At 39.3% G+C, this 22,608-nt stretch carries 10 protein-coding genes; all 10 read right to left on the bottom strand.

Translation table 11 applies throughout. The features are described 5' to 3' along the window. Positions 1–95: 95 nt before the first annotated feature. The 10 genes from ACOQO1_RS11710 to ACOQO1_RS11665 all read right to left on the bottom strand — a co-directional run bounded on the left by ACOQO1_RS11710 (position 96) and on the right by ACOQO1_RS11665 (position 22,592). A complete protein-coding gene (locus ACOQO1_RS11710; RefSeq protein ID WP_420603063.1) occupies positions 96–2,234 on the bottom strand; it encodes a DUF5723 family protein in 2,139 nt (712 codons plus the stop codon). Between the two features lie 661 nt (positions 2,235–2,895). Then, positions 2,896–6,216 carry a VCBS repeat-containing protein gene (locus ACOQO1_RS11705; RefSeq protein ID WP_420603062.1) on the bottom strand — a complete coding sequence of 1,107 codons (3,321 nt, stop codon included), beginning with the start codon at positions 6,214–6,216 and terminating at the stop codon, positions 2,896–2,898. A 218-nt stretch (positions 6,217–6,434) separates the two neighbouring features. After that, the gene (locus ACOQO1_RS11700; RefSeq protein ID WP_420603061.1) at positions 6,435–8,363 is read right to left on the bottom strand and encodes a SusD/RagB family nutrient-binding outer membrane lipoprotein; all 1,929 of its coding nucleotides are present in this window, start codon (positions 8,361–8,363) and stop codon (positions 6,435–6,437) included. A 43-nt stretch (positions 8,364–8,406) separates the two neighbouring features. Then, a complete protein-coding gene (locus tag ACOQO1_RS11695) occupies positions 8,407–11,532 on the bottom strand; it encodes a SusC/RagA family TonB-linked outer membrane protein (RefSeq protein ID WP_420603060.1) in 3,126 nt (1,041 codons plus the stop codon). Positions 11,533–11,759: 227 nt separating this feature from the next. After that, positions 11,760–14,003 (bottom strand): GH92 family glycosyl hydrolase, encoded by a 2,244-nt coding sequence (locus ACOQO1_RS11690; RefSeq protein WP_420603059.1) that lies wholly within the window; start codon positions 14,001–14,003, stop codon positions 11,760–11,762. After that, entirely contained in the window at positions 14,000–16,339 is a 2,340-nt protein-coding gene (locus ACOQO1_RS11685; RefSeq protein ID WP_420603058.1) for a GH92 family glycosyl hydrolase, read from the bottom strand. Before ACOQO1_RS11685 ends, ACOQO1_RS11690 begins: the two co-directional genes overlap by 4 nt. Position 16,340: 1 nt before the next feature. Further along, entirely contained in the window at positions 16,341–18,599 is a 2,259-nt protein-coding gene (locus ACOQO1_RS11680; protein WP_420603057.1) for a GH92 family glycosyl hydrolase, read from the bottom strand. Between the two features lie 17 nt (positions 18,600–18,616). Beyond that, positions 18,617–19,705 carry a carbohydrate-binding family 9-like protein gene (locus tag ACOQO1_RS11675; protein WP_420603056.1) on the bottom strand — a complete coding sequence of 363 codons (1,089 nt, stop codon included), beginning with the start codon at positions 19,703–19,705 and terminating at the stop codon, positions 18,617–18,619. A gap of 10 nt (positions 19,706–19,715) precedes the next feature. After that, positions 19,716–20,681 carry a glycosidase gene (locus ACOQO1_RS11670; protein ID WP_420603055.1) on the bottom strand — a complete coding sequence of 322 codons (966 nt, stop codon included), beginning with the start codon at positions 20,679–20,681 and terminating at the stop codon, positions 19,716–19,718. A 33-nt stretch (positions 20,682–20,714) separates the two neighbouring features. Then, positions 20,715–22,592, bottom strand: a complete 1,878-nt coding sequence (locus ACOQO1_RS11665) for a sodium:solute symporter family protein (RefSeq protein WP_420603054.1) — start codon at positions 22,590–22,592, stop codon at positions 20,715–20,717. Positions 22,593–22,608: the final 16 nt, after the last annotated feature.

Below are 22,608 nucleotides of genomic sequence, written 5' to 3'. Positions count from 1 at the left end.
TTCTTGACGGCTAAACTGTCTTTGTTTTTAAGAATAATCGGAGTTACACCAAACCTTACATTCTTAATAATCACTAATAATTATGGAACAGACAGTTATTTAATAAGATTGATTTCCACTCTTCTATTTTGTTTTCTTCCAGACCGTGTTGCATTTGAGGCAATGGGGTTTTCTTCACCATAACCTATTGCATTGAGTCTGTCAGCGGCAATTCCTTCCTTGATCAAGAAATCTTTTACGGAGTTAGCCCTTGCTTCAGATAGCTTCTGATTGCTGGAGGCACTCCCCACACTATCGGTATGGCCTTCAACCGTGAATTTGGCATTGGGGTATTCCTTCAAGATTTGAATGATATCTACCATTGTAGACACGGATTCTGTTTTTATGGTCGCTTTTCCGGTATCGAACAGGATGGTTCGTGCATAAGTGTTCAATTGTTTTTGGACTTCTATGGTAACTACAGGACAACCATTGTTGTCGACAGGTCCTGGTTTGTTTGGGCATAGGTCATCAATGTCCACCAAGGTGTCTCCATCCATATCCGGGCATCCTTTATCTTCAATTTTTCCAGCTTTGTTAGGGCATCTGTCATTTTTATCAATAAGGCCATCACCATCAGAATCTGGACATCCGTTGTGCTCCACTGAACCAGGTTTATTTGGGCAATCATCATCTTTATCCAAGATGCCATCACCATCAGTATCTGGCCATGGACAACCTATGTTCTCTTCAGGACCTGCTTCTTGAGGGCAATTATCGTCTTTGTCCAATGTGCCGTCGCCATCGGTGTCTGGCCAAGGGCAGCCGTTATTTTCCACTGGCCCTGGAACTTCTGGACAGTTATCTGAATTATTTTCTATACCATCATTGTCCTTGTCCCTAAGTCTGCTTTGGTAAAATGGAAGTTTGAGACCTGCATAGAGGTCAAAAGATTTGGAAGTACCGCCCAATAGTACCGACATGATTGAACCTGACCCCACATATATTGGGCCAGCCCTGAGCCCAGCACCCCACTGTACTCCTGCATACTGCACCAAACGAAGGGGAGAATAAAAACTCAACCAATTGCTTTCATACCTAGGCGTAAGTGCAAATTCGCTCAAAACCCTATTGGTATTTATCTTATTTCTAGTGGTCAAGGGCATGTCCATATTCAGATTGAGATAGAAGTTTGACCCCATGTTCCAGTCTGCATTGGTATGCAGAGCCGTTGGGAGTATGGAATTTTGGGATGATGTACTTTGCACAAGACTAAAGTTTTCCTGAAGAGCATCTTCTAAATCATCACCGTCAAAGTTGTCAATATCTTGATCTCCGTTTAAGTTATAGGTATCCTCTACGCTATTCTTGTTTTTAATTTGTCCTAAATCGGTTACCGAAAGTCCAAATTTGAGTTTGTATTTGTTTTTTCCCCTATCTGGAATCTTGTTTCCATCTCTATTTAATTTGGTATAGTTGGCATGGTCTGGCCGCCATTCGTAGACCAATCCTAAATCGGCGCCAAATCCCCTACCATTATCCAACTCAAAGGAGCCTCCGTCATTAAAACTTTCGGAATTCCCATAAACGAGTTCCCCTGTTGTGTTGACGAATCGTGTGGCGGCATTATAATCTACGGTTAAGCTATTGGCATATAAATAGGCATGCCCAGCACTCTGTAGATACTTTAGTGAAACCCCTCCTTTTATAAAGTGTTCATCTTTGTTCATTAGAACCTGGGCATAGGTCACCCCAATTTCTGCCCATAAATTGGCAGTGCCGGAAATTACACCCTCATCGACTGAAAAATCCTCATCTTCATCAAAACCGCCTTCTTTGTCAATTAAAGTACCGTCCACGTCATTTAGGTTAAAAAAGGCTCGGGCTCTGGTGAATAATGCTATCGAAGATTTTTCATTGAGGGTGAACATGACCGAAGGTCCCAAAACATCTACATTCCATGCTAACGAATTGTTGGCTGAAGGGAAGGTTTTGGCCTCATCGAATACTTTTGCATAGTCGTCGCTAAGGGCATCTTTTAGTTTGAAGCCGATATAGTCATTTCCAAAGAATGCGCTTATTCCAATAAGGTTTATGTCTAGTTTGACCCTTGAATCTGCAATATTAGCAGGATTTGAGATTATTCCATGGACTCCGTTATAATTGTCAGTTAAAAATCCGGAGTAGGACTGTGCTTTGATCAAGTTGGACAAACAAATGAACATTGCAGCCAACAACAGTTTTTTTAAATACATTTTAAAATTGATTTTACAGGTTGATACTTTAAGGCAAGAAGTTTTATTAATTACAGCCCCAAAGAGATAATAATTAAATGATAGATTTTATGTTAAATGAATGAAAGGGGCTTTTGAATTGATAAATGGGGAAGTTGGGTTTATAACTGATAAAAAGAGGTATCGTTTTATGAATATGTATTTATGAAAATACTGAGCGGCAGATCTAGCTCTTAAACAAAAAAAGAGCCACTGGGAAATGACTCTTTAGAAACATATCTAGGTTAAATTAATGGAGCTTTCGGCTTTTGTTATCCATTACAACCAAGGAATCGGTCTAAAATTCCTTGGCGTAACGGAAACCTCAACTAAACTAAACACTTTCATGACCAACAGTCCAAAGTGCATTGCTATAAAAACATTAAGATGATTTTTTGAATTGAACCCAAGCATCTTAATGCTGAAACAAACATAATATTCTATTGGATGATTGAGCCCCTTCATCTGATGGATGACCATTCTCATTTAACGGATTACCTATTTGAGTTAATGGTTCGGTAAACTTAGTTTTCTTGAATAAGATGTTTTGGAATGATTATTCCGTTTGTAGTTTATATGACTATCTCAATTAATGAGCAACGATATGGGTTAACCTACAAGAATCAATCGATTTATTAATAGATTATTCCGATTTGCCCTTGGAAATCTTAAAAACATTTGGCGAAGCATTGTTATTTGTGATAACAAGGATGTTTTCGTTTTTACTTTTAATCGAGATCATATCCTTTGAGTTGCCCTTATTAAAAAAACCTGTTTTCAATAACGGGTAATTGGAAAACTTCCCCTTTTCATAAGAAAGAATAGAGCCGTATGAGGCATCATATCTTACGGTTTCAACCTCAGATGTGTAATGGTTTCCAACAATGATGATCTCTTTTGTGCCATCATCATCCAAGTCTATAAACTCAAAATCCATTATTGGGGACAATTGGGCATCATTGGGGAGTTTGTGAATGGTGAAGTTTCCATCGCCAAGGTTTTCCATAAAAACACTTGCCAAAATTTTACTTTGAAGATGTAATGCATTATCAAGGTTTTGTTCACCATATATATCAACTAAACTTGCATTGGCAAAAGCTTGGTATGTTTTGAATTTGTCTTTTATAAAGGGCATTTGTTGGGAAGAACATTCCCTACCTCTTAATGGAACCAAACTTCCCTTATAGGTATTGGTAAGAACAATGTCATACGTGCCAGAGCTATCAAAATCATCGCAAAAAATATGAAACGGCTTTTCTTCACTAGCCTTGAATTTTGTATTTAGTCCCATATTGCCAACAAAGTAATCGGTGTCTCCATCATTATCAATGTCAGTGCTTTCTATGCTAAACCAAATTCCCTCGGTATTTTTTAAAGAACTAGGATTTACGGTCTTGAAAATTCCATCAGTGTTTTCAAAAATTGTGATGGGCATCCATTCACCCACAACAATTAAATCTTCATCTCCATCATTGTCATAATCTGAAAAGGAAGCATCGGTTACCATACCTACTTTTGATAGATTTGGAGCAATATGCTCCGTGCTGTCAACAAAAACACCATCATTATTGATTAAAAGATATGATTTAGGACTATATGGATATTGATCGGGTACAATTCTTCCGCCCACAAACAAATCCAAATCTCCATCATTGTCAATATCTGAATATTTTACACATTGTCCGCTTGAAGATATCTTTGGAAGTGCGTTATTTTGCTTGGTGAAATTTCCTTTTCCGTCATTCAAATAAATTCTATCCTGAAAAGATGCACTTCCGGGTTTAAACTCACTCCCTCCACTTACAACATATAAGTCTTTGTCATTATCATTATCAACATCTAGAAATAATATGCCCAAATCTTCGTATGCTTTATCTAATTCCCACGTTTTGGTGATAGCCTTAGAAAAATGCCCTTTTTCATTTTGTAGATATAGTTCTCCACTTTGATCTTTGGCGCCCCCAACAAAAAAATCCTCTAAACCATCATTGTTAACATCTGCCCTATCTATAAAGGGTCCATTAGTGGACTGACTATGAGGAAGGAGAATTTGATTTTTAAAGTCATCAAATTCGTTTTCTACATGTTTGTATGTTATCCCCAAATCATTTGGGTTAGCAGAAGAAAGTATGGGGGTATTGGATTTGTTTTCATTTGGTGATGGCAATGATTCTGCATTTTGGTATTCTATTGAAATAATTTGGTTGGCCTCCACATTATTCAACTCCGTTGTTTGACCATTTGGCCATTTGACCAATATTTGATCAATAAGTGTTGCTTTGCCAATACCAAAATTCAATATATTTTGTGTGGATGATAGAAACCCTCTACTTAAATAAAGTTCTTGGTATTGTTTAAGACCGTTTGCAGTGATGGTAACTGTAGAACCCACAGCCAGGGTGTTTTGTGTATTTCCTTTAAGTTGAATTTGAATAAAATTATTGGCGTCATTGTTTTTGTAAAGCAGTGCTTTGTCATTGATATTGTTAATTACTAGATCCAAGTCCCCATCATTATCAAAATCGGCATAAGCCACTCCGTTGGATTGCGTTTCCTTGTCAAAGCCCCATTCTTTTGAAGTGTTTGTAAATGTAAAGTCTTTGTTGTTTTTAAAACTATAGTTGCTTAGCTTATAGGAAGGTAGCATATTGGTTACTTCTTTATAGTTCGGGATATCTCCTTGGGAAAAGCGTTTCATTAACGTTGTCCTAAAATCTTGATTCCCCATTTCTTTGAGAATTCCATTGGTAATGAAAACATCTTTGAAGCCATCATTGTCAAAATCCACGATTAATGGTGCCCAACTCCAATCAGTTTTGGCAATACCGCTCAATTGGCCTATTTCGCTGTAGTGTCCTTGAGGATTGTTTAATTGCAATGTGTTTACCATGTATTGATGGTGGTAATCGTTTTTAACCAAATTCCAGAAAGCCTTGGTGTTCATGGTAGCCATATTTTCTTTGCTGCGGACATGATCTTCCGAGGCCATTTCCAGCACCATAAGATCAGGAAGAAGATCATTGTTTATGTCTGCATAATCTGACCCCATGCTACTGAAAGATGTGTGGTTAACCCTATCCAATATTTGATTGGAAAATGTACCATCTTGATTATTGATATACAGCATATCAGGTGTTAAAAAATCATTGCACACGTATACGTCTGGCCAAGAGTCATTATTAAAATCTCCAATGGAAGCACTCAGCCCCCAGGCCTTATTGACAACTTTTGCCATATGGGTAATCTCTGTAAATACTGTACCATCATTTCGGTATAGTTTGTCCGAAGTATACAGTGAATAGGCTTTCTCAATACGCATATTCAGTCGTGAGGTATTTTCAAAGTCGATTCGATGGTTGACCAAGTACATATCTAAATCGCCGTCCTTGTCAAAATCCAGGAAATACGATTGCGTGCTGAATCCAGGATCATTAACCCTCCATTTTTTAGCTTCTTCTTTAAAAGTGCCATTTTTTTGATTGATGAACAGTTTGTTTTCTCTAAGACTGTTATTCGTCAAAGATCCAGATTTACATACATACAGATCCAACCAACCATCATTGTTAATATCTACGACTGAAACTCCGGTGGACCATCCCTGACTATCTTTTAAGCCAGAATTATTGGTTGCATCTTTGAATTCAAAATCTCCTTGGTTGAGGTATAATTTGTTCGATGATTGGTTGGCTGTAAAAAAGATGTCGACCAAACCATCATTGTTGAAATCGGCAGTTGCCACTCCACCACCATTATAAATGTTTGAGAAGTTTAGAAAATTGAGATCTTTTGTTTCCTCAATATTGTTGCTAAAATCTATATGGGATTTTGTACTCGGTATTAAGCTGAACTGTGAAGAATGTTGAGAAGCTTTATTGTCGATTTTATCCAAAACTTCAAAATTCTTAGGGACCTTTTTGCAACTTAATATAAGTAGCGGAACTAAACAGAATATACGAGCTTTCATTTAGCGTTTAAATTATAGTATTTATGGAATAATTCTACCTAGCAAGTAAGTAGCTCATCATTTGGTCACAAATATGTTATTGCGATAGAAAGAAAATTAAGGTAACCCCTTTCTATTTTGATTAAAAATAAAGTAAAAAGGGAGCGTTAGCTCCCTTTTAATTAAAAACTTGAATAAAAATTAACTAACTCAAACTAACTTTTCGATTCAGCTTATAATTAGTTCTGTTTTGCCCACCAGAGCGGGGTAAAAATACTATCGTCACCGCCAAGTAAACCTACAGCTTGCTGATATGTGGCTGGAAGGTTATTGACAACGCTGGAAGGGTATCTTACTCTTTGCGGGAACGCAGAAACACTGTTACTGCCAATGTTTCCAGGAGTTAAAGCTGGATTATTTGGCAACGGATTCTCAACGGCTGGATTTTCAAAAAATGGAAGCCCTAACCTTCTGTGGTCATTCCACACTTCCAATGGCAACCAAGGGGTTTGCGCAATGAACTTTTGTGTCATGATTTTGTTCATCCAATCATTTTTAACATTACCGCCTTGATAAATGGTGTTTTCAGGATAAGTGTAATTATGAACTCCTGGGGCTCCAGTATATCCATCTACATAGTCCATGGCTACGGAGGCAGGGGGTTCTGCTGTGTGATCCCAGCTTACCGAAGTACCTGCGCCGTTATAATCTTGAGAAGCCAAATAGGCGCCCAAATGACCTGAAATTCCGCCAACATATTCAAAACTATCTGAAATTCCTTGCTCATAAGCTGCTTTGCCAGACATTGGAACGCTCCAACCTCTAACAGCAGCTTCCGCAACCAAGAAGTGGCTTTCCCAAGAACCGAACATAATACGCTTATTGGCATTATCTCTATATCTGTGTACCAATCGTGGTTGTGTGGCTGAAGTTCTTCTTGAGATATTGCCAATCTTGTCGCCTCCATCACCTATAGGGAAAGCGTTATATGTAAATGCGGCATCTCCATCAATATCATTGGTTTCCCCATTATCATCACTATCTTCTTCGCCAATGACAAAGCTAATTTCAGTTTCGGTAGGAGGAGACCAAGTAGGATACTGGTTAAAGTCAGGATTATCAACATCACCAGGTAAGGCAAAAGTTGAATATGCTCTTGGGTCAATGGTATTGGGAACCCCATCTAGCCAGAAACCTTGAGTAGGGTCATTGTTGAGCACACCTAAGTGATCTTCATATTTTATCCCTAAATCTCCAGCAGGTTTAACATTACCATGCAAATCGGCAGCCAATAGATCCGTTGAGGGAACACCTCCCAACCACATGGTCAAATACCTGTAGGTTGGTGACATATATTGACTGTTCCATTGACGGGTCATAACCCCGGTCAATGCATTCCATCCATCATTTTCTTGAACGGCAAAGTTATCTTCAGCGGCAGAGATGTAGCCTCCGCTTACAGCATCCTCAAAATGTTGTTGAGCTTTGGCGGGAGCAACTTCAGACAATCGCATAGCCAATCGCATTCTTAAGGAGTTACCATATTTAATCCATTTTTCATAGCTATAACCATAGGCTGGATCCCAATCTCCTAAATTGTTAGGATTTGTAACGGAAGTATCTATAAGTCCAACGGCTTCATCCAATTCATTAAGAACAAAATCATAGACTTCTTCAACGGATACATAATCTGGATTTACTCCTTGGAAACCTGTAATTGGCGCAGGGCCAAAATTGTCTGCAAATTCGCTTAACAAGTAAGCTCTCCAAATTCTGGAAACCTGAATTAGGTTTTCTGTATGTTCCTTTTGAATCCCTGCCTCAATTTGATTATTAGCTACATCAATAGCAGAATAAACATTGGTTAACCATCCTGTGATATATCTATAGTAATCAACGGTCCAACCATCGTTATCGCCTCCTACGGGTAAAGTGTTAATACGGTCAAACCTTGCCGCTGCTTTCCAATAGAGTACAAAAATACGTTCTGATATATGCGGGTCCATTTGGGTACCTATAATGGAGTTGTTCAGCAAAAACTCCACGCGTACCTGGTCTTCATTAGCGGCATTTGGATTTGTGTTGATTTCATCAAAATCCGAACAAGAAGACAATGTTAAACTTACTACGCCAAGAAACAGCGCAGCTTTTCCTACAATTTTTTTCATAAGCTTATTTTTTTTTATACATAAAGATAGCATAATTTTTTCCTTAAAAATTAAGAGATACATTGAAGAATGTGGTCCTTGCCGTTGGAGACAGTAAGTTTTCAAACCCAGTGGCGTTTGTTCCGGTTGAAAATACAGAATCTGGATCAACACCATTCATTTTGCTTGAAATCAACCATACATTTGTCATGGTCACACCTAATTTCGCTCCTTGTATTCCGGTATTCTTTAACCATGAAGAAGGAACTCTATAATCCAGGGAAGCTGTTCTGATACGGAAATTAGTGGCATCGTAAATATTGTGTTCCACAATACCCACATTACTACCTTGGGTATTTACTGAATTATAAAAATCTTGAGGTGATACAGCAGTGGTGTTTTCGGTAAACCCACCATTTCCATCATCAACAACACCATCAAAAACAAAATCGTTTCTTTCTCCATTCACAACAGTGGTTGCAGATGCCCCAACAGATTGCGTAAATCTGTTTGTTCCAGAGAACATCTCGCCACCAATTCTTGCATCCAATAAAAAGCTCAATGTGAAGTTTTTATATCCAAAGGTGTTGGTGAGACCTATAAGGGCATCAGGTTGTTGATTACCAAGTATGGCATTAGGTTCATCCTGATCTTGAACTGGAATTCCATTGCCATCTACCACGATTCTTCCAAAATTTGGATCATTTTCGTCTTTTACACGCAAAAACTGTGAACCATAAATGTCCCCATAGTCACCACCCGCCGTTGCACGGATAGAGGCCCTGTCAAAGCTGCCCAGTGTAAAGTTTTCGATTTCATCTGTCAACTCAACTATCGTATTTTCATTTTTGGAATAGTTAAGGTTCACATTCCAAGCAAATCCTTCTGGGTTTTGGAATATGTCAGCATTAACAGCCAGCTCAATTCCCTTATTTTGTATATCCCCTGCATTGACCCTAAAATTGTTAAAACCGCTAAAAGGGTCCAAGGGAAGGGTTAAGATTTGATTGGTCGCATTTGTTTTGTACCAAGTAAAATCGATGCCCAATCTGTTGTTCAAGAAACGAAAATCGGCACCAAATTCTGTTGATTTGATTAATTCACTCTTAATGTCAGGGTCATTCAAAGTTGAATTAGGACTTGCAGTGGTAACTCCATTGGGATCCTTGCCTATATTGAAAAAGTTTATCAATTGAAAAGGATCTAGGTCATTACCAACTTCTGCGTAAGAAGCCCTCAGTTTCGCAAAACTAAACCAATTGGGCAAGTTGCCTCCGTTGTTTTTGATAAAATCGGTAACTACTAAAGATCCGGAAACAGATGGGTAGAAAAAGGATCGATTTTCTTTGCTCAAAGCAGATGACCAATCATTTCGGCCAGTGAATTCAACAAAAAGGTAACCGTCATAATTCAATTGGAGTGTTCCGTAAAGGGAATTGATTTTCTTGGTGCTAAAGGTTTCACTTACGGTAGTGGGATTTAAACCATTGTTTATGGCAAACAGATTGGGAACGTCCAATCCTCCAGCACTTGCCGTTAGGCCATCCCTTCTAAAATCCAGAAGGTTCCCTCCCAAATTAGCAGCACCTCCGAATTTGCCAAAAAGATTATCTTTTTGGGCAGTGATCAAAAAGCTGTAGTTCGTCTCTATGTAATTCCGTTCGGCAATACTGTACCTTCCTGTTTCTCCAAGAGCACTACCTGCATTCAGTTTGTTTTCATCCCTTGTTCTGTGCATATCGGCACCCAATCTTACTTCAGCATTTAACCAATCGGTAAATTTGTATTTAAGAGCACCATTTAATAAGAATCGTCTCCTGTTGTCTTCAGAGTTGTCGTTTACAGAAGCCCAAAAAGGGTTAACTGTATTTACAGTTGGACTCCACCAGCGAACATTGCCAAACTCATCAGTGGTCTGTTCAAAGTCTCTTATATTTAAGGTTCTTGGCAAGGTAAATACCGTTCTAAAATAGTTACTGGTGGTTTCACCTGCAATTGGCCTATTCTTTCCAATGGTATTTACATATTCTACCTTAAAATCTGTGGTCCAACGCTTATTGGGGCCAAAATGGGACAATGTCCTGGCCAATAGGTTCAAACGCTCATACTTGGCTCCAGGGGTCATACTGTCATCATTTAAATAGTTGATGGAAGTAAATACGGAGGTGGCATCTGTCACTTGTTGCTGAAACGAAAGCGTATGTGTTTGGGTGATACCAGTTTTAAAGAATGAACCGATATTGTCGTAAGCTCTAAGTTGCTCTTGTTCACCAGCATAGTTGGTTATAGTCTGTCCTTCAATTTTTGGTCCCCAACTACTTCCACTTTCTGCGTCATGAATACCATCTAACCCTTGTCCAAAAGAGGATTGAAGGTCTATGGTGTTGTTCAAGGTGGATATACCCAAGGAAGAAGAATAGGAGATTCCAATACCATCGGTTTCCCTACCTGTTTTAGTAGTGATCAACACAACGCCATTACCTGCTCTGGATCCATACAGCGCTGCTGCTGAGGCACCCTTAAGAACAGAAATGCTTTCAATGGCATCAGGGTTAAGGTCACCCAAACCGTTACCACGATCTCGTGTTCCATTAAAAAAACCTGGAGTGTTTTCGTTAAAGTTATCTATGGGTACACCATCAACAACTATTAAAGGCTCATTTTGAGGAGATAAGGAGTTGAATCCTCTTAAAATTAGTTTGGACGAACTTGCAGGGCCATTGCTACCTCTAATAACTTGAAGACCTGCAACCTTACCTGAAAGGGCATTGGTCAAGTTATTTTCTTTAGCTCCAACAATTTCTCCCCCTTGAATTTCTTGAACTGAGAAACCAAGTGCTTTCTTCTCCCTTTTAATACCAAGGGCAGTTACTACAACTTCTCCGAGTTGTTCGGTGTCTTCATCTAAAGAAACATTAATTGTGGTCTGATTCCCCACTGTCACTTCCTTAGAAAGGAAACCAATATACGAGAATGTCAACACTGCATCATCGGAAACTCTAAGCGAATAATTTCCATCAAAATCAGTGGAAGCCCCGTTGGTGGTTCCTTTTTCTACAACATTCACCCCAGGTAATGGAGTTCCTGATGCATCTGTAACCGTCCCTGAAACGGTTGTTTGCTGTGCTACGATTGCTTGAATGCACAATAGCGACACGATCATTAAAAAATAATGAAGTTTTCTGTTCATACTATTTGAGTTTGGTTTGTAATGAAAGCTTAATAAAAGCTTAATGTTTGCGTTATAAAAATTTCAATTCCTTATATATATAGAAAATATATTCGACTAATAACAAAGCTGAAAAGCTAAAAGACATAGGAACTCTAACATTTGAAATGAGAATTTGTGCAAAAAAAGTATCAATTCCTGCAAATTTTAACTTTCTATATCTCAGATTTTGTACGTAAATACGGACTTTAATCCACCGATATGTTTAAATGGTTGGAATTTGTCAGTTCTTGATGCGAAATAAAGAAGCCCTTAACTTTTTTGCCGTTAAGCTGTATACCGGATATTTTCCCTTCAGTACCATTTTGCCGCCCATTTTTGGTTATACGGATAGATGAATTTGTATAGTATTCAGGATTTAAATGAATGGTCACCTTATCAAAAACAGGTGTGGTTAGGGCATATGAAGGATTTGCTGGGCTAACGGGATAAATACCCATCATGGAGAAAACTGCCCATGCGCTCATGGTTCCAGTATCATCATTTCCTGGGAGGCCATCGGGAGCATTTTTAAAATATGTTTTTAGTAGCTCGGTGACTTTTTGAGAGGTACGCCATTCCTCTCCTTTTGCATAGTTGAAGAGATAAGGGTAGGCAATATCCGGCTCATTGGCCATATCAAACTGTTCTTTGTCAAAGACCTCTTGTAACTTTTTGACGAAAGGTTTGGAACCGCCCATTAATTTCATCAACCCTTTCGTGTCATGGGATACCATAAAGGTATACTGCCATGCATTTCCTTCTATAAAACCAAGGTTTTTAACAAAGTTTGCGCCAGTTTCAGGATTATATGGGGTTAGCCAACTTCCATCATCATTTTTTGGTCTCAATAGATTAAACTCCTTATCAAACAGTTTCCGATAGGAAATGGAACGCTTTGAAAAACGTTTGTAATCTTCTTTTTTATCCAATGCTTTTGCCAGTTGGGCAATGGCAAAATCGGTGATGTTGTATTCCTGTGTTGTGGAAACAGAGCCACTATTTGTTGTCTTAGTGGTTAAATAACCTTTGTTGATGTAATCCTTGATTCCTGGGCGCAATGGATTGCCGTCCAATTGATCAGCACTTTTTAACATGGCCTCATACGCTTTTTCCACATCAAAGTCCTGTATGCCCTTCAGATAAGTATCGGCAATTATGATTCCCGCAGGGTCACCCACCATTGTGGTAGTTTCTGTAGCATTGAGTTCCCATTTGGGCAACCAACCAGACTCGTCATAAATCTGCAACATGCTTTTGACCATATTGGATTGCTGCTTGGGATACACCAAACTCATTAATTGATGAAGATTGCGGTACGTGTCCCACAATGAAAAAACTGTATAACGCGTACCGCTAGTTTTTAAAGTTTCACGGGTGCGCATTTTTGGATACTCCCCGTTAACATCGTTCAAAGTGTTTGGATGAATCAAGGTGTGGTATAAGGCAGTATAAAAAATAGTTTTGTCGTTTTCAGTGCCTCCTTCAACTTCAATTCGTGATAAATATTGGTTCCATTCGTTTCTTGCTTCTGCCAATATCTGGTCAAACGTTTTTCCAGAAGTTTCTTTTTCCAAATTTTCACGGGCATTCTCAATACTGACATATGAGACACCTATTTTCATTTCAACCTGCGTAGGTTTTTTAAAATCATATTGCATATAGGCTCCAATACTGTCTCCTACCACTTCTTTGGTATAACCTTTCATCAATCGGGTTTTTCCATTGTATCCCATCCACTGCGACTCCAGTCCCCTATATGTGGTTGGTTTTTTCCAAGTGCCAAATTCATTTGCCGGTTTTGAAAATTTAGCTACAAAGTAAACCGGGTATGCTTCTTCTGGTTTGTAATAGCAAAAAGAGCCCACACTTCGTATACCTTCAATTTCTGTTGGAGAAACCACCCTTACCTGTGCACCTTGTTCATTGGTAAGCCCTAACCCCAAGTTTAAAAGAATGTTTGCCTTTCCGGCTGGGAAAGAATATTTGCTGACCCCGGTACGGGTCGTTGCCGTTGCTTCAACTTTAATATCATACTTATCCAAAATATTGGAATAGTAGCCTACTTTTGAAACCTCCTCAGAATAGGTTGTCCCATATTCCTCATAATTTGTTTTAACATCGCCTGTGGTTGGCATAGTCAAAATAACACCTAGTTCTGGACAGCCTACACCACTTAAATTGACATGACTAAATCCTGTTAAGAAACTATTGTCCGAAGAGTACGGTGTGGACCACCATCTACTATCCTTTTCATAAGGGAGATTTTGGGGTCCGGCTACATTAAAGGGAGATACGTTGGCCATTCCTCTTACTGCTATTGGTCCTGGATTTGTTGTTCCAAAATTGGAAGTTCCAATAAACGGGTTCACATAATCTACGGGTTGATTTTGACCAAAAACAGCTTGAGCTAAAAAAAGAAATAGTGTTCCAGTGACAAGATTCTTCATCATTTTTTTGAATTAGAGAGGGAATATGGAATCGACTCGTTGGAAACAGCCCAGTTCTTGTTGGGTTCTGGCCCCATTTCAAAATTAAGCTCCCCACCATTTTGAACAGTTTCTGTGCCAATCCAAGTGTTGTCGTATGATTTTCCGTTCAAACCAGCAGTTTGGATAAAAGGATTTTCCTTTCCATTTCCGTTCGCGGTAATTGTGAAGGTATTCCCGTTTTGCAGATGCAATTTTGCTTTCTCAAATAGAGGACTTCCAATAACATATTGATTTGTGGCCGGGGCCACGGGATAAAACCCTAATGCGCTGAAAACATACCAGGCCGATGTTTGTCCGTTATCTTCGTCCCCACAATAACCATCAGGAGTTGGTGTATAGAGTTTGGTCAATACCTCTCTTACTTTTGCTTGGGTTTTCCAAGGTTGCTTGGCATAGTCATAGAGATAGATCATATGTTGAATGGGTTGGTTGCCATGGGCATAATTTCCCATATTCATAATCTGCATTTCCCGGATTTCATGAATGGTGAATCCGTAGTAGGAATCATCATATTCCGGGGGCATATTGAAAACCCCATCCAACATTCCTGTAAACTCCTTATCTCCACCCATAAGATCAATAAGTCCCTGAACATCGTGAAAAACCGACCAGGTATAGTGCAAGCTGTTACCTTCGGTAAAAGCATCACCCCATTTTAAGGGATTAAAGGGAGATTGAAATTCTCCATCTTTATTCTTGCCACGCATTAATTTAGTGGATGGGTCGAACAATTTTTTGTAGTTCAAGGATTTTTGGTAGTATGTTTCCGCCAGTTCATTTTTGCCTAAGGATTTAGCCATTTGGGCAATGGTAAAATCTGCGTAGGCATATTCTAAGGTCCTGGCAGCATTTTCATGAATGTCAACATCGTAAGGAACATATCCCAGCTCATTGTAATAATCCAATCCAGCTCTCCCTACACTATTGACCGGCCTTCCATCGGCCACTGTGGCATTTTTTAGGATGGCATCTAAAAGCGTCTCTTTATCAAAACCACTTACTCCTGTTAAATGTGCATCGGCTATTATCGGTGCAGAATTGGAACCAATCATACAATCACGATGCCCCGGACTGGCCCATTCGGGTAGCCATCCAGATTCTTTATAGGTATTCACCAATCCTTCCATAATGTTACTGTTTAAATCAGGATACATCATATTGAAAAAAGGAAATACGGCCCGGAAGGTATCCCAGAATCCGTTGTCGGTAAACATATATCCTGGCAAAACCTCACCATTGTATGGGCTGTAGTGCACGACTTGATCATTGGCATCAAACTCATAGAATTTTCTTGGGAAGAGCAGCACCCTGTACAAACAGGAATAAAAAGTGCGCAAATGATCAATGTTTTGAGTGCTTACTTCAATTCTGCTTAATTCTTTTTCCCACGCTTGGGTGGCAGCACCCCTGGTTTCTTTAAAAGTTTTCCCGCCAATCTCTCTGTCCAGATTTAATTGTGCCTGCTCTGGGCTTATGAATGAAGAAGCTACTTTTACATGGACTTTTTCACCTCTTTTGGTTTTAAAACCAATAATGGCGCCAACATGTTCTCCTTTGTTCTCGGTGGTGTTTTCTTTTAATTTCCATTCATCGCCCCAAGTATGGGTAAGCTCGAAATCCTTATCAAATTCGGCCACAAAATAATTATGGAAATTTTCGGGGACACCACCGCTGTTGTTTCTACAGTAACCTATAATTTTTCTCTCCTCTGGTAAAATCTTGACCATGGAACCTTTAAAAAAGGCATCAAGCATTATAAAAGCCTGATCGGTTTCTGGAAAAGTGAATCTGAAATGTGCCGCACGCTCTGTGGGAGTTACTTCGGCAACTACATCATAATCCGCTAAATAAACACTGTAATAATCCGGTTTTACGGTTTCTGCCTTATGTGAAAAGTGGGAAACCCGTTCGTCTTCTTTATATTTCAGATCTCCTGTAACTGCCATTAATGAGAAAGCCGCATAATCATTGATCCATGGACTGGGTTGATGGGTCTGTTTAATTCCCCTGATGGTCTTTTCATCATATTTGTACGTCCAACCATCTCCCATTTTAGAGGTCATGGGTGTCCAGAAATTCATGCCCCAAGGGGTGGCAATTGCTGGATACGTATTTCCATTGGATAAACTAAAATCGGAATCTGTTCCCATCAAGGGGTTCACATATTCCAATACTTCAGTTTGACTTTCTTCGGAATTTACTGCTATCTCTTTTTTGGTTCCTTCTCCGCACGAAGTAAAAACCATTGCTAGAAATAAAATGCTAATTCCTGGCCACTGTATTTTTCTTGTTTTCATACTACTTGTATATTTTGTTGACCTCAGGACTTTTTAACTGGCGTTTATTGGCCAATTTTTCATCATCGGTCATTTTAAAGGTCAATGTTCCGCCGCTACTGATTTCTTTATGGGTTATGTAACTTTTGTCCAGTGTTGTTCCATTTAAAGATACACTTTGTACAAAAGGATTGCCATTTAAACCTTCAGTTCTTATAGTTAGGGATCTATTATTGCCAACCTGTACCACTGCTTCCTCAAATTGGGGAACTCCTAAATCGTAAACTCCTTGCGCTGGGTTAACAGGGTAGAAACCCAACGAACTCAAAATGTACCAAGATGACATCTGTCCGCAGTCTTCATTGCCGCAGTGCCCGTTGGGTTCATTTTTATACTGATCTTCTAAAATAGTACTGACCAGCTTCTGTGCTTTTGATGGCCGATCAACATAATTATATAAATAGGCAACATGGTGACTGGGTTCGTTGCCGTGCGCATATTGACCTATCATTCCAGTGCTGAACAAAGGCAGTTTATCCTCTGGTTCTGGATAATAACTGAACATGGAATCCAGTTTTTGTTCAAAACGTTCCTCTCCACCTGTACTTGTAATAAGTCCTTCCACATCTTGAGGAACAAACCAGTAGTAATGCCAAGCGTTACTTTCGCAGAAATACGGAGTGTATTCCTTTGGAATAAAGGGTTCAATAAAATTTCCCTCTGGGTTTTTGGGCTGTAGCCATGTTCTTTTGGAATTGTATAGATTCTTCCAATTCTGAGACCGCTTCAAGAAGTAATTGTAATCATCGGTTTTTCCCAAATCCTTGGCAAACATGGCAATGCACCAGTCATCATAGGCATATTCCATAGTTTTGGAAACCGACCAGTTTTCATGGCCGTCATCCACTGGGATATAGCCTTTTTCTTTGTAGATATCGATTTGGCGCTCGTTGACCATCGCACTTTCCTTGCAAGCTTTGTAGGCTAGTTCCGCATCAAAATCGAACCCTTTAAAATAAGCGTCCACAATTACAGGAACCGCATGGTAACCGATCATCATATTGGTCTCACTTCCTTGCATGGACCATACCGGAAGAATACCTGTTTCGGTGTAATGTGCCAACAAGGACTTCACCATATCCGGTACTTTTTCTGGTTGAACAATAGTGTAGAGTGGGTGGGCGGCCCTAAAGGTGTCCCAGAGTGAAAAGGTATCGTAGCGATTAAAATTACTTGCTTTTGCAATTGAATCTGTTCCATCTTTAAGCTTTCCGTTAGAATCATTGGCAGCTTTATATTCACCATTGCTATCGCTGTACAATGTAGGGGCCAGCATAGACTGATACATCATGGTATAGAAAATGACTTTTTTATTTCTATACGGAGTTTTGATGCTGATTTTTTGCAGTTCTTTTTCCCAAACATCTTCGGTGTTCTTTTTGATGGTATCAAAATCTGAATCAGCTTCAGTTTGGATGGCTTTGCTCGCAGCTTCTGAACTCACGGAAGATAAACCTGTTTTGACAACGATTTGTTCTCCTTCAATTGTGCTGTAGTTCAAAATTATTTTTGAATCACTTTTATTTTGAGTCTTACTTCCAACGATTTCATAAGAATCAAACGGTTTTGAAAACTGCATTTCAAAAAACAAGCGTTGGTTTCTGGCCCAACCTGTTGACATGCGATGACCTTGCAAAGTGGAATCATTGACAACTTCAATGTATGTGTCAGTAGGTTTGTCCCAGTTGAGGGAATAGCCCAAATCTACATGGATTTTACTGTTTTTGTCCCTCGGAAATGTATATCTGTGGATGCCTACTCGGCTGGTTGCCGTCATTTCTGCCTTGATACCATAATCCAATAAATCGACCCAGTAATATCCTGGTGAGGCCCCTTCTTTGGCGTGGTCAAATCTTGAGTAGGGTTTGTAATTGTTTTCAGGAATGCTATCAGAAAACCTACTATTGGTGGGCATGACCAAAATATCGTAGAGATCACCGGCTCCGGTGCCGGTCAGATGTGTATGTGAAAAACCAGTAATAATGGAATCTTGATAATAATATCCGGCTATACGGTCCCAGCCCGGAATGCCAATATCGGGGCTCAATTGTACCATGCCAAATGGGGTTGTGGCTCCCGGATAAGTGTTGCCAGGGCCATCCGTGCCAATAAATGGATTTACGTAGCTGGTCAGTTTTTCTTCAAAGGGTTCCTTTTTAGGTTTTTGGGAACAACCTATAAGTAAAAATACAAGTGCTATGCAAACATAATCCAGTTTCATTGGTTCATGGCTTCTGATTATTTTTTATACGCTTTGAATTTTCCGTCTTTGTTTATGGTCAATATTTCATTTGTAAATGGACTCTTGGTCCAAATGGTAAAACCTTTAAAGTATTTTTCCAGAAAAGGGGTCACCTTTTTATTGAAAAGTTGTTTTGATGGCCCGTACACCTGCCCATCTGCATTTTTCCACACTACTTTTTGTTGATTTTCCGAAATCAAATCCCGGTATAGCTCATAGAGATACCATTTAATGTGTTCATCTTTTGGAATCTCAAATTGGTACGACGTGCTACCCACTTCATTTTCTGAAAAGAAAACATAGCCCCATTTTTCGGGTTCATGCATGTTGATAACATATTGCGGGGACCAAACCCAATTATTTTCATGCAAGAATTCCCCAGTATTTTTGTCTTTTTTTCTTGAATACTTTCCATCCACGATATCAAAATCCCAGTTGACCCTTGAAAACCCTACTCTCCAAAATTTGTTTTTCGGTACATTATCTTCATAGTACCCTGTACGTAAATCCCTAAAAGGAATGGCTATTTCTATGGACCACCCTTGATCAACATCTGACGGGTCGTTGAGGGTCCCTTGCACAGATACCGCGGATTGAAGACCCAAAGCTTCCCATCCGTTTATAGTTTCGTTACCTCCGCGATAAGGAGCGGTTATATATTGATCCCAAACAGTGTTCAAAACATTCCACTCTAATTCATAATACCCATGGACATCCGCCTCTGGGTCTAGAAAAATCTCAAAATCATTATTATGGAAGATCACTGCATCATGTTCCGTAATGTCCCCCCAAACATGTGGTTCTACCAATTGTGCAAAAAAGTAGACATTGGTGTCATCCCACAACATTTTCATTCTGGTGTCGTAAGTGGGCTTTTTATCTCCTTCAATGTCTATAAACAGATCTGACCATGGAGCTTTTTGCCATGAGGCTTCATCTGCCTTTCCATCAATGGTTATAGCATCATTTGTTTTGTACGCCACATAGCTTCTTGGTGTTTCTTGGGCGAAGAATGAGGTGCATCCTACAAATAAGAAGAACAGGATGAAGTTGATCAGTTTCTTTGGTTTTTCTATGGTTTTCATCAATTCGAGCTTATAAACTATTTTCCTTGGTAAATTTTAAAATCTCCGATATATGCCCAAAGGCAAGAGCGGTAACCGTATCTGCTGCGCCATAATAAATGGCTACTTTATCTTCCTCAAGAGAATGTAATGTTGCACATGGGAAAACAACATTAGGTACGTCTCCCACGCATTCGTAGGAAGTTTGTGGAGATAAAAGATATGGCTGGGTTCTATATTTTACTTTATCTGGATTGTTCTTATCCAAAATAGCTGCTCCCAGGGAATACCTAAATCCATTGCAAGTATTTATTACACCATGATAAAACATTAACCAACCTTCATCGGTTAATATGGGTACGGAGCCGGCTCCAATTTTGGTGCATTGCCAAGCACTATCCTCAAAAGGAGATGCTTTCATAACACATCTATGCTCTCCCCAGTACTTCATGTCTGGGCTGTAGCTTAGATAAATATCGCCAAAGGGAGTATGGCCATTATCGCTGGGTCTACTGAGCATGGCATACTTTCCATTAATTTTTTCAGGAAACAACACTCCGTTTCTGTTGAAAGGCAAAAAGGCATTTTCACATTGGAAAAATTCCTTAAAATCGAAGGTGTAACCAATACCTATGGTTGGGCCGTGATACCCATTGCACCAAGTGATCCAATACCTGTCCTCTATAAACGTTACCCTAGGGTCATATTTATAATCGGATTCAATCATTTGGGTGTTTCCTGCTCTAAAGGTTATAGGCTCGTGGTTTATTTCCCAATTGATGCCGTCTTTGCTAAAACCAGCAAAAATGTTCATTTGCACGGCTTTGTTATCACATCTAAAAACACCAGCATATCCATCCTTAAACGGGACTACCGCACTATTGAAAATACTGTTTGAAGATGGTATAGCATCTCTTTGTATTATTGGATTTTCATTGTATCTCCAAACTACATCCGAAATATTAGCAGGTCTTTCTTGCCAGGGAATTGTACTCACTTTGTAAATTTAGTTAGATGTTATTTTAGTATCCTAGTTAGGAATTTTTTTGGTCTTGTCCAGCCAAGTAAATTTTAAAATTATTGAAGTTATAACAAATACCGCAAGAGTTACAAGGGTTTTGGGATAATCTCTGATAATCAAATAAATGGGGAGCAATATCATACTTGATTGCCATACTATGCCAATGGCACAGTTCACCATGTCCAACCAAAAATCGTTGTTCTTTTCAAAAGAAGCATCTTCATTTTTTAACTGGGCATAGATTGGTTTCCACCACCCCCATGGTTTCACATTCTTGTAAAAAGATTTTAATACTTCTACCTCTGTTGGTTTGGTGAGATAGGTCCCCAAATAGGAGCCCAATAGCGAAAATCCAAAGATTATAGGAAAAAGATAAATAGCTGATAAATGAGAAAGATCGAACAACAAAGATCCTTCTTCAAAACTCCCTTTATTTTGATCAAGTATAAATTGAAGCGTAGCAATCAGCAACCCAGCCAACATGCCCCAAAAATACCCCCAGCCATTAAAGCGCCACCAAATCCATTTTAAAAAATTTGCAGCTACGTATCCTCCGTAAAGCGCACTACTTATCCATAAGGTAAGTGAGTTGATGGATTCAGCAAAAAAGCCCATACAAACGCCTAGGGCCACAACAGCAATGGAGGCAATGTGACTGGCTTTGATATAGTGTTTGTTGGAAGCTTCTGGCTTAAAATATTTTTTGTAAATATCATTGACAATATATGCAGGGGCTGAATTGACAAAAGCTGAAAATGTAGACATAAAAGCAGCCAAAAGCCCCGCCAACAATAAACCTTTCACGCCTACAGGGATATGGTGGTTGATTACTTTGGGTAAAATCACCTCCAAATCGCCACCGGATAAAGCTGTAACTGTACTCATCTCTGGAGTTAAGACCACCAAAGCTATCACTACAATTCCCGTTATCAATAAATAGCGAGGTATATATAGTACCAAATTGGTAAAGCCACTCATGTAGGCAGCTTCCTTGACCGATCGGGTAGACAAAATACGCTGGAAATCAAAACTTGGTACTGGCCCAGCAATACTGGCAAAAAAGCCTTTTAAAAGTGACATGCCAATAAATGCCCCGAACATTTTGTAACCTTGGGTATCTATTAAATCATTAAATGCTTTGAACTTGTCACTCCAATGATCTCCCAATTCATTACTAAAGAAAATACTGCGCCATTCCTCCGAAATAATACTATTGATTTCTACATCTGAAATTGAGACAAAAGCGTATCCGGCGACCAGAAGACCTGCAATGACCATGATTATATATTGGAGTACTTCCGTGGCTACCACAGAGAACATTCCGCCTTTTATAGTGTAGAGTGTGGTCAGGAAAATAATGATCAAGGCATAAGATTGCTCGGAGGTTAAAAGGAGTACATCGCCAATTTCCAAGGGAATATTCCAAGGTAAAATTATGGTCAGAAATTTACCAACGCCTTCAAAAAAGTACGCAATAAACCCTACGGCGGATATCACTGCAAACACAGCAATAATACTATGTGATGCCCTTCCTGCTTTTCCATCCCCAAAACGGGTCAAAATCCATTCGGAACCTGTCATGATGTTGGAGCGCCTTATCCAAACAGCCAAAAACATCATGATAAAAATCTGATTGAATACGGGCCATACCCACATGAACATAAAGCTCTTGGCGCCATAAAGAAACAAGATGCCGACCATCCATGCCGTTCCAGAAACATCAAATTGCCCCGACCCATTACTGAGGCCCAGGTAATACCATTTTATGTCCTTTCCGCCTAAAAAATAAGATTCAAGTCCTTTTGACGCTTTTTTGGAAATCCAGATTCCCACAAAAAGCGTTAAAAATATATAGATCGCTATGATTGAAATATCTATTACATCCATTTGCTGATACTAGCCT

The organism is Flagellimonas sp. (assembly GCF_965222555.1).
Taxonomy (GTDB): Bacteria; Bacteroidota; Bacteroidia; order Flavobacteriales; family Flavobacteriaceae; genus Flagellimonas.
This window is presented reverse-complemented; position numbering and strand designations above follow the sequence as displayed.

What these genes read in the sequence shown, in the direction of transcription:
- ACOQO1_RS11695 (WP_420603060.1), bottom strand. Translation starts at nt 11,532, where the DNA reads ATGAACAGAAAACTTCATTATTTTTTAATGATCGTGTCGCTATTGTGC.
- ACOQO1_RS11705 (WP_420603062.1), bottom strand. Translation starts at nt 6,216, where the DNA reads ATGAAAGCTCGTATATTCTGTTTAGTTCCGCTACTTATATTAAGTTGC.
- ACOQO1_RS11710 (WP_420603063.1), bottom strand. Translation starts at nt 2,234, where the DNA reads ATGTATTTAAAAAAACTGTTGTTGGCTGCAATGTTCATTTGTTTGTCC.
- ACOQO1_RS11675 (WP_420603056.1), bottom strand. Translation starts at nt 19,705, where the DNA reads ATGAAAACCATAGAAAAACCAAAGAAACTGATCAACTTCATCCTGTTC.
- ACOQO1_RS11665 (WP_420603054.1), bottom strand. Translation starts at nt 22,592, where the DNA reads ATGGATGTAATAGATATTTCAATCATAGCGATCTATATATTTTTAACG.
- ACOQO1_RS11680 (WP_420603057.1), bottom strand. Translation starts at nt 18,599, where the DNA reads ATGAAACTGGATTATGTTTGCATAGCACTTGTATTTTTACTTATAGGT.
- ACOQO1_RS11700 (WP_420603061.1), bottom strand. Translation starts at nt 8,363, where the DNA reads ATGAAAAAAATTGTAGGAAAAGCTGCGCTGTTTCTTGGCGTAGTAAGT.
- ACOQO1_RS11685 (WP_420603058.1), bottom strand. Translation starts at nt 16,339, where the DNA reads ATGAAAACAAGAAAAATACAGTGGCCAGGAATTAGCATTTTATTTCTA.
- ACOQO1_RS11690 (WP_420603059.1), bottom strand. Translation starts at nt 14,003, where the DNA reads ATGATGAAGAATCTTGTCACTGGAACACTATTTCTTTTTTTAGCTCAA.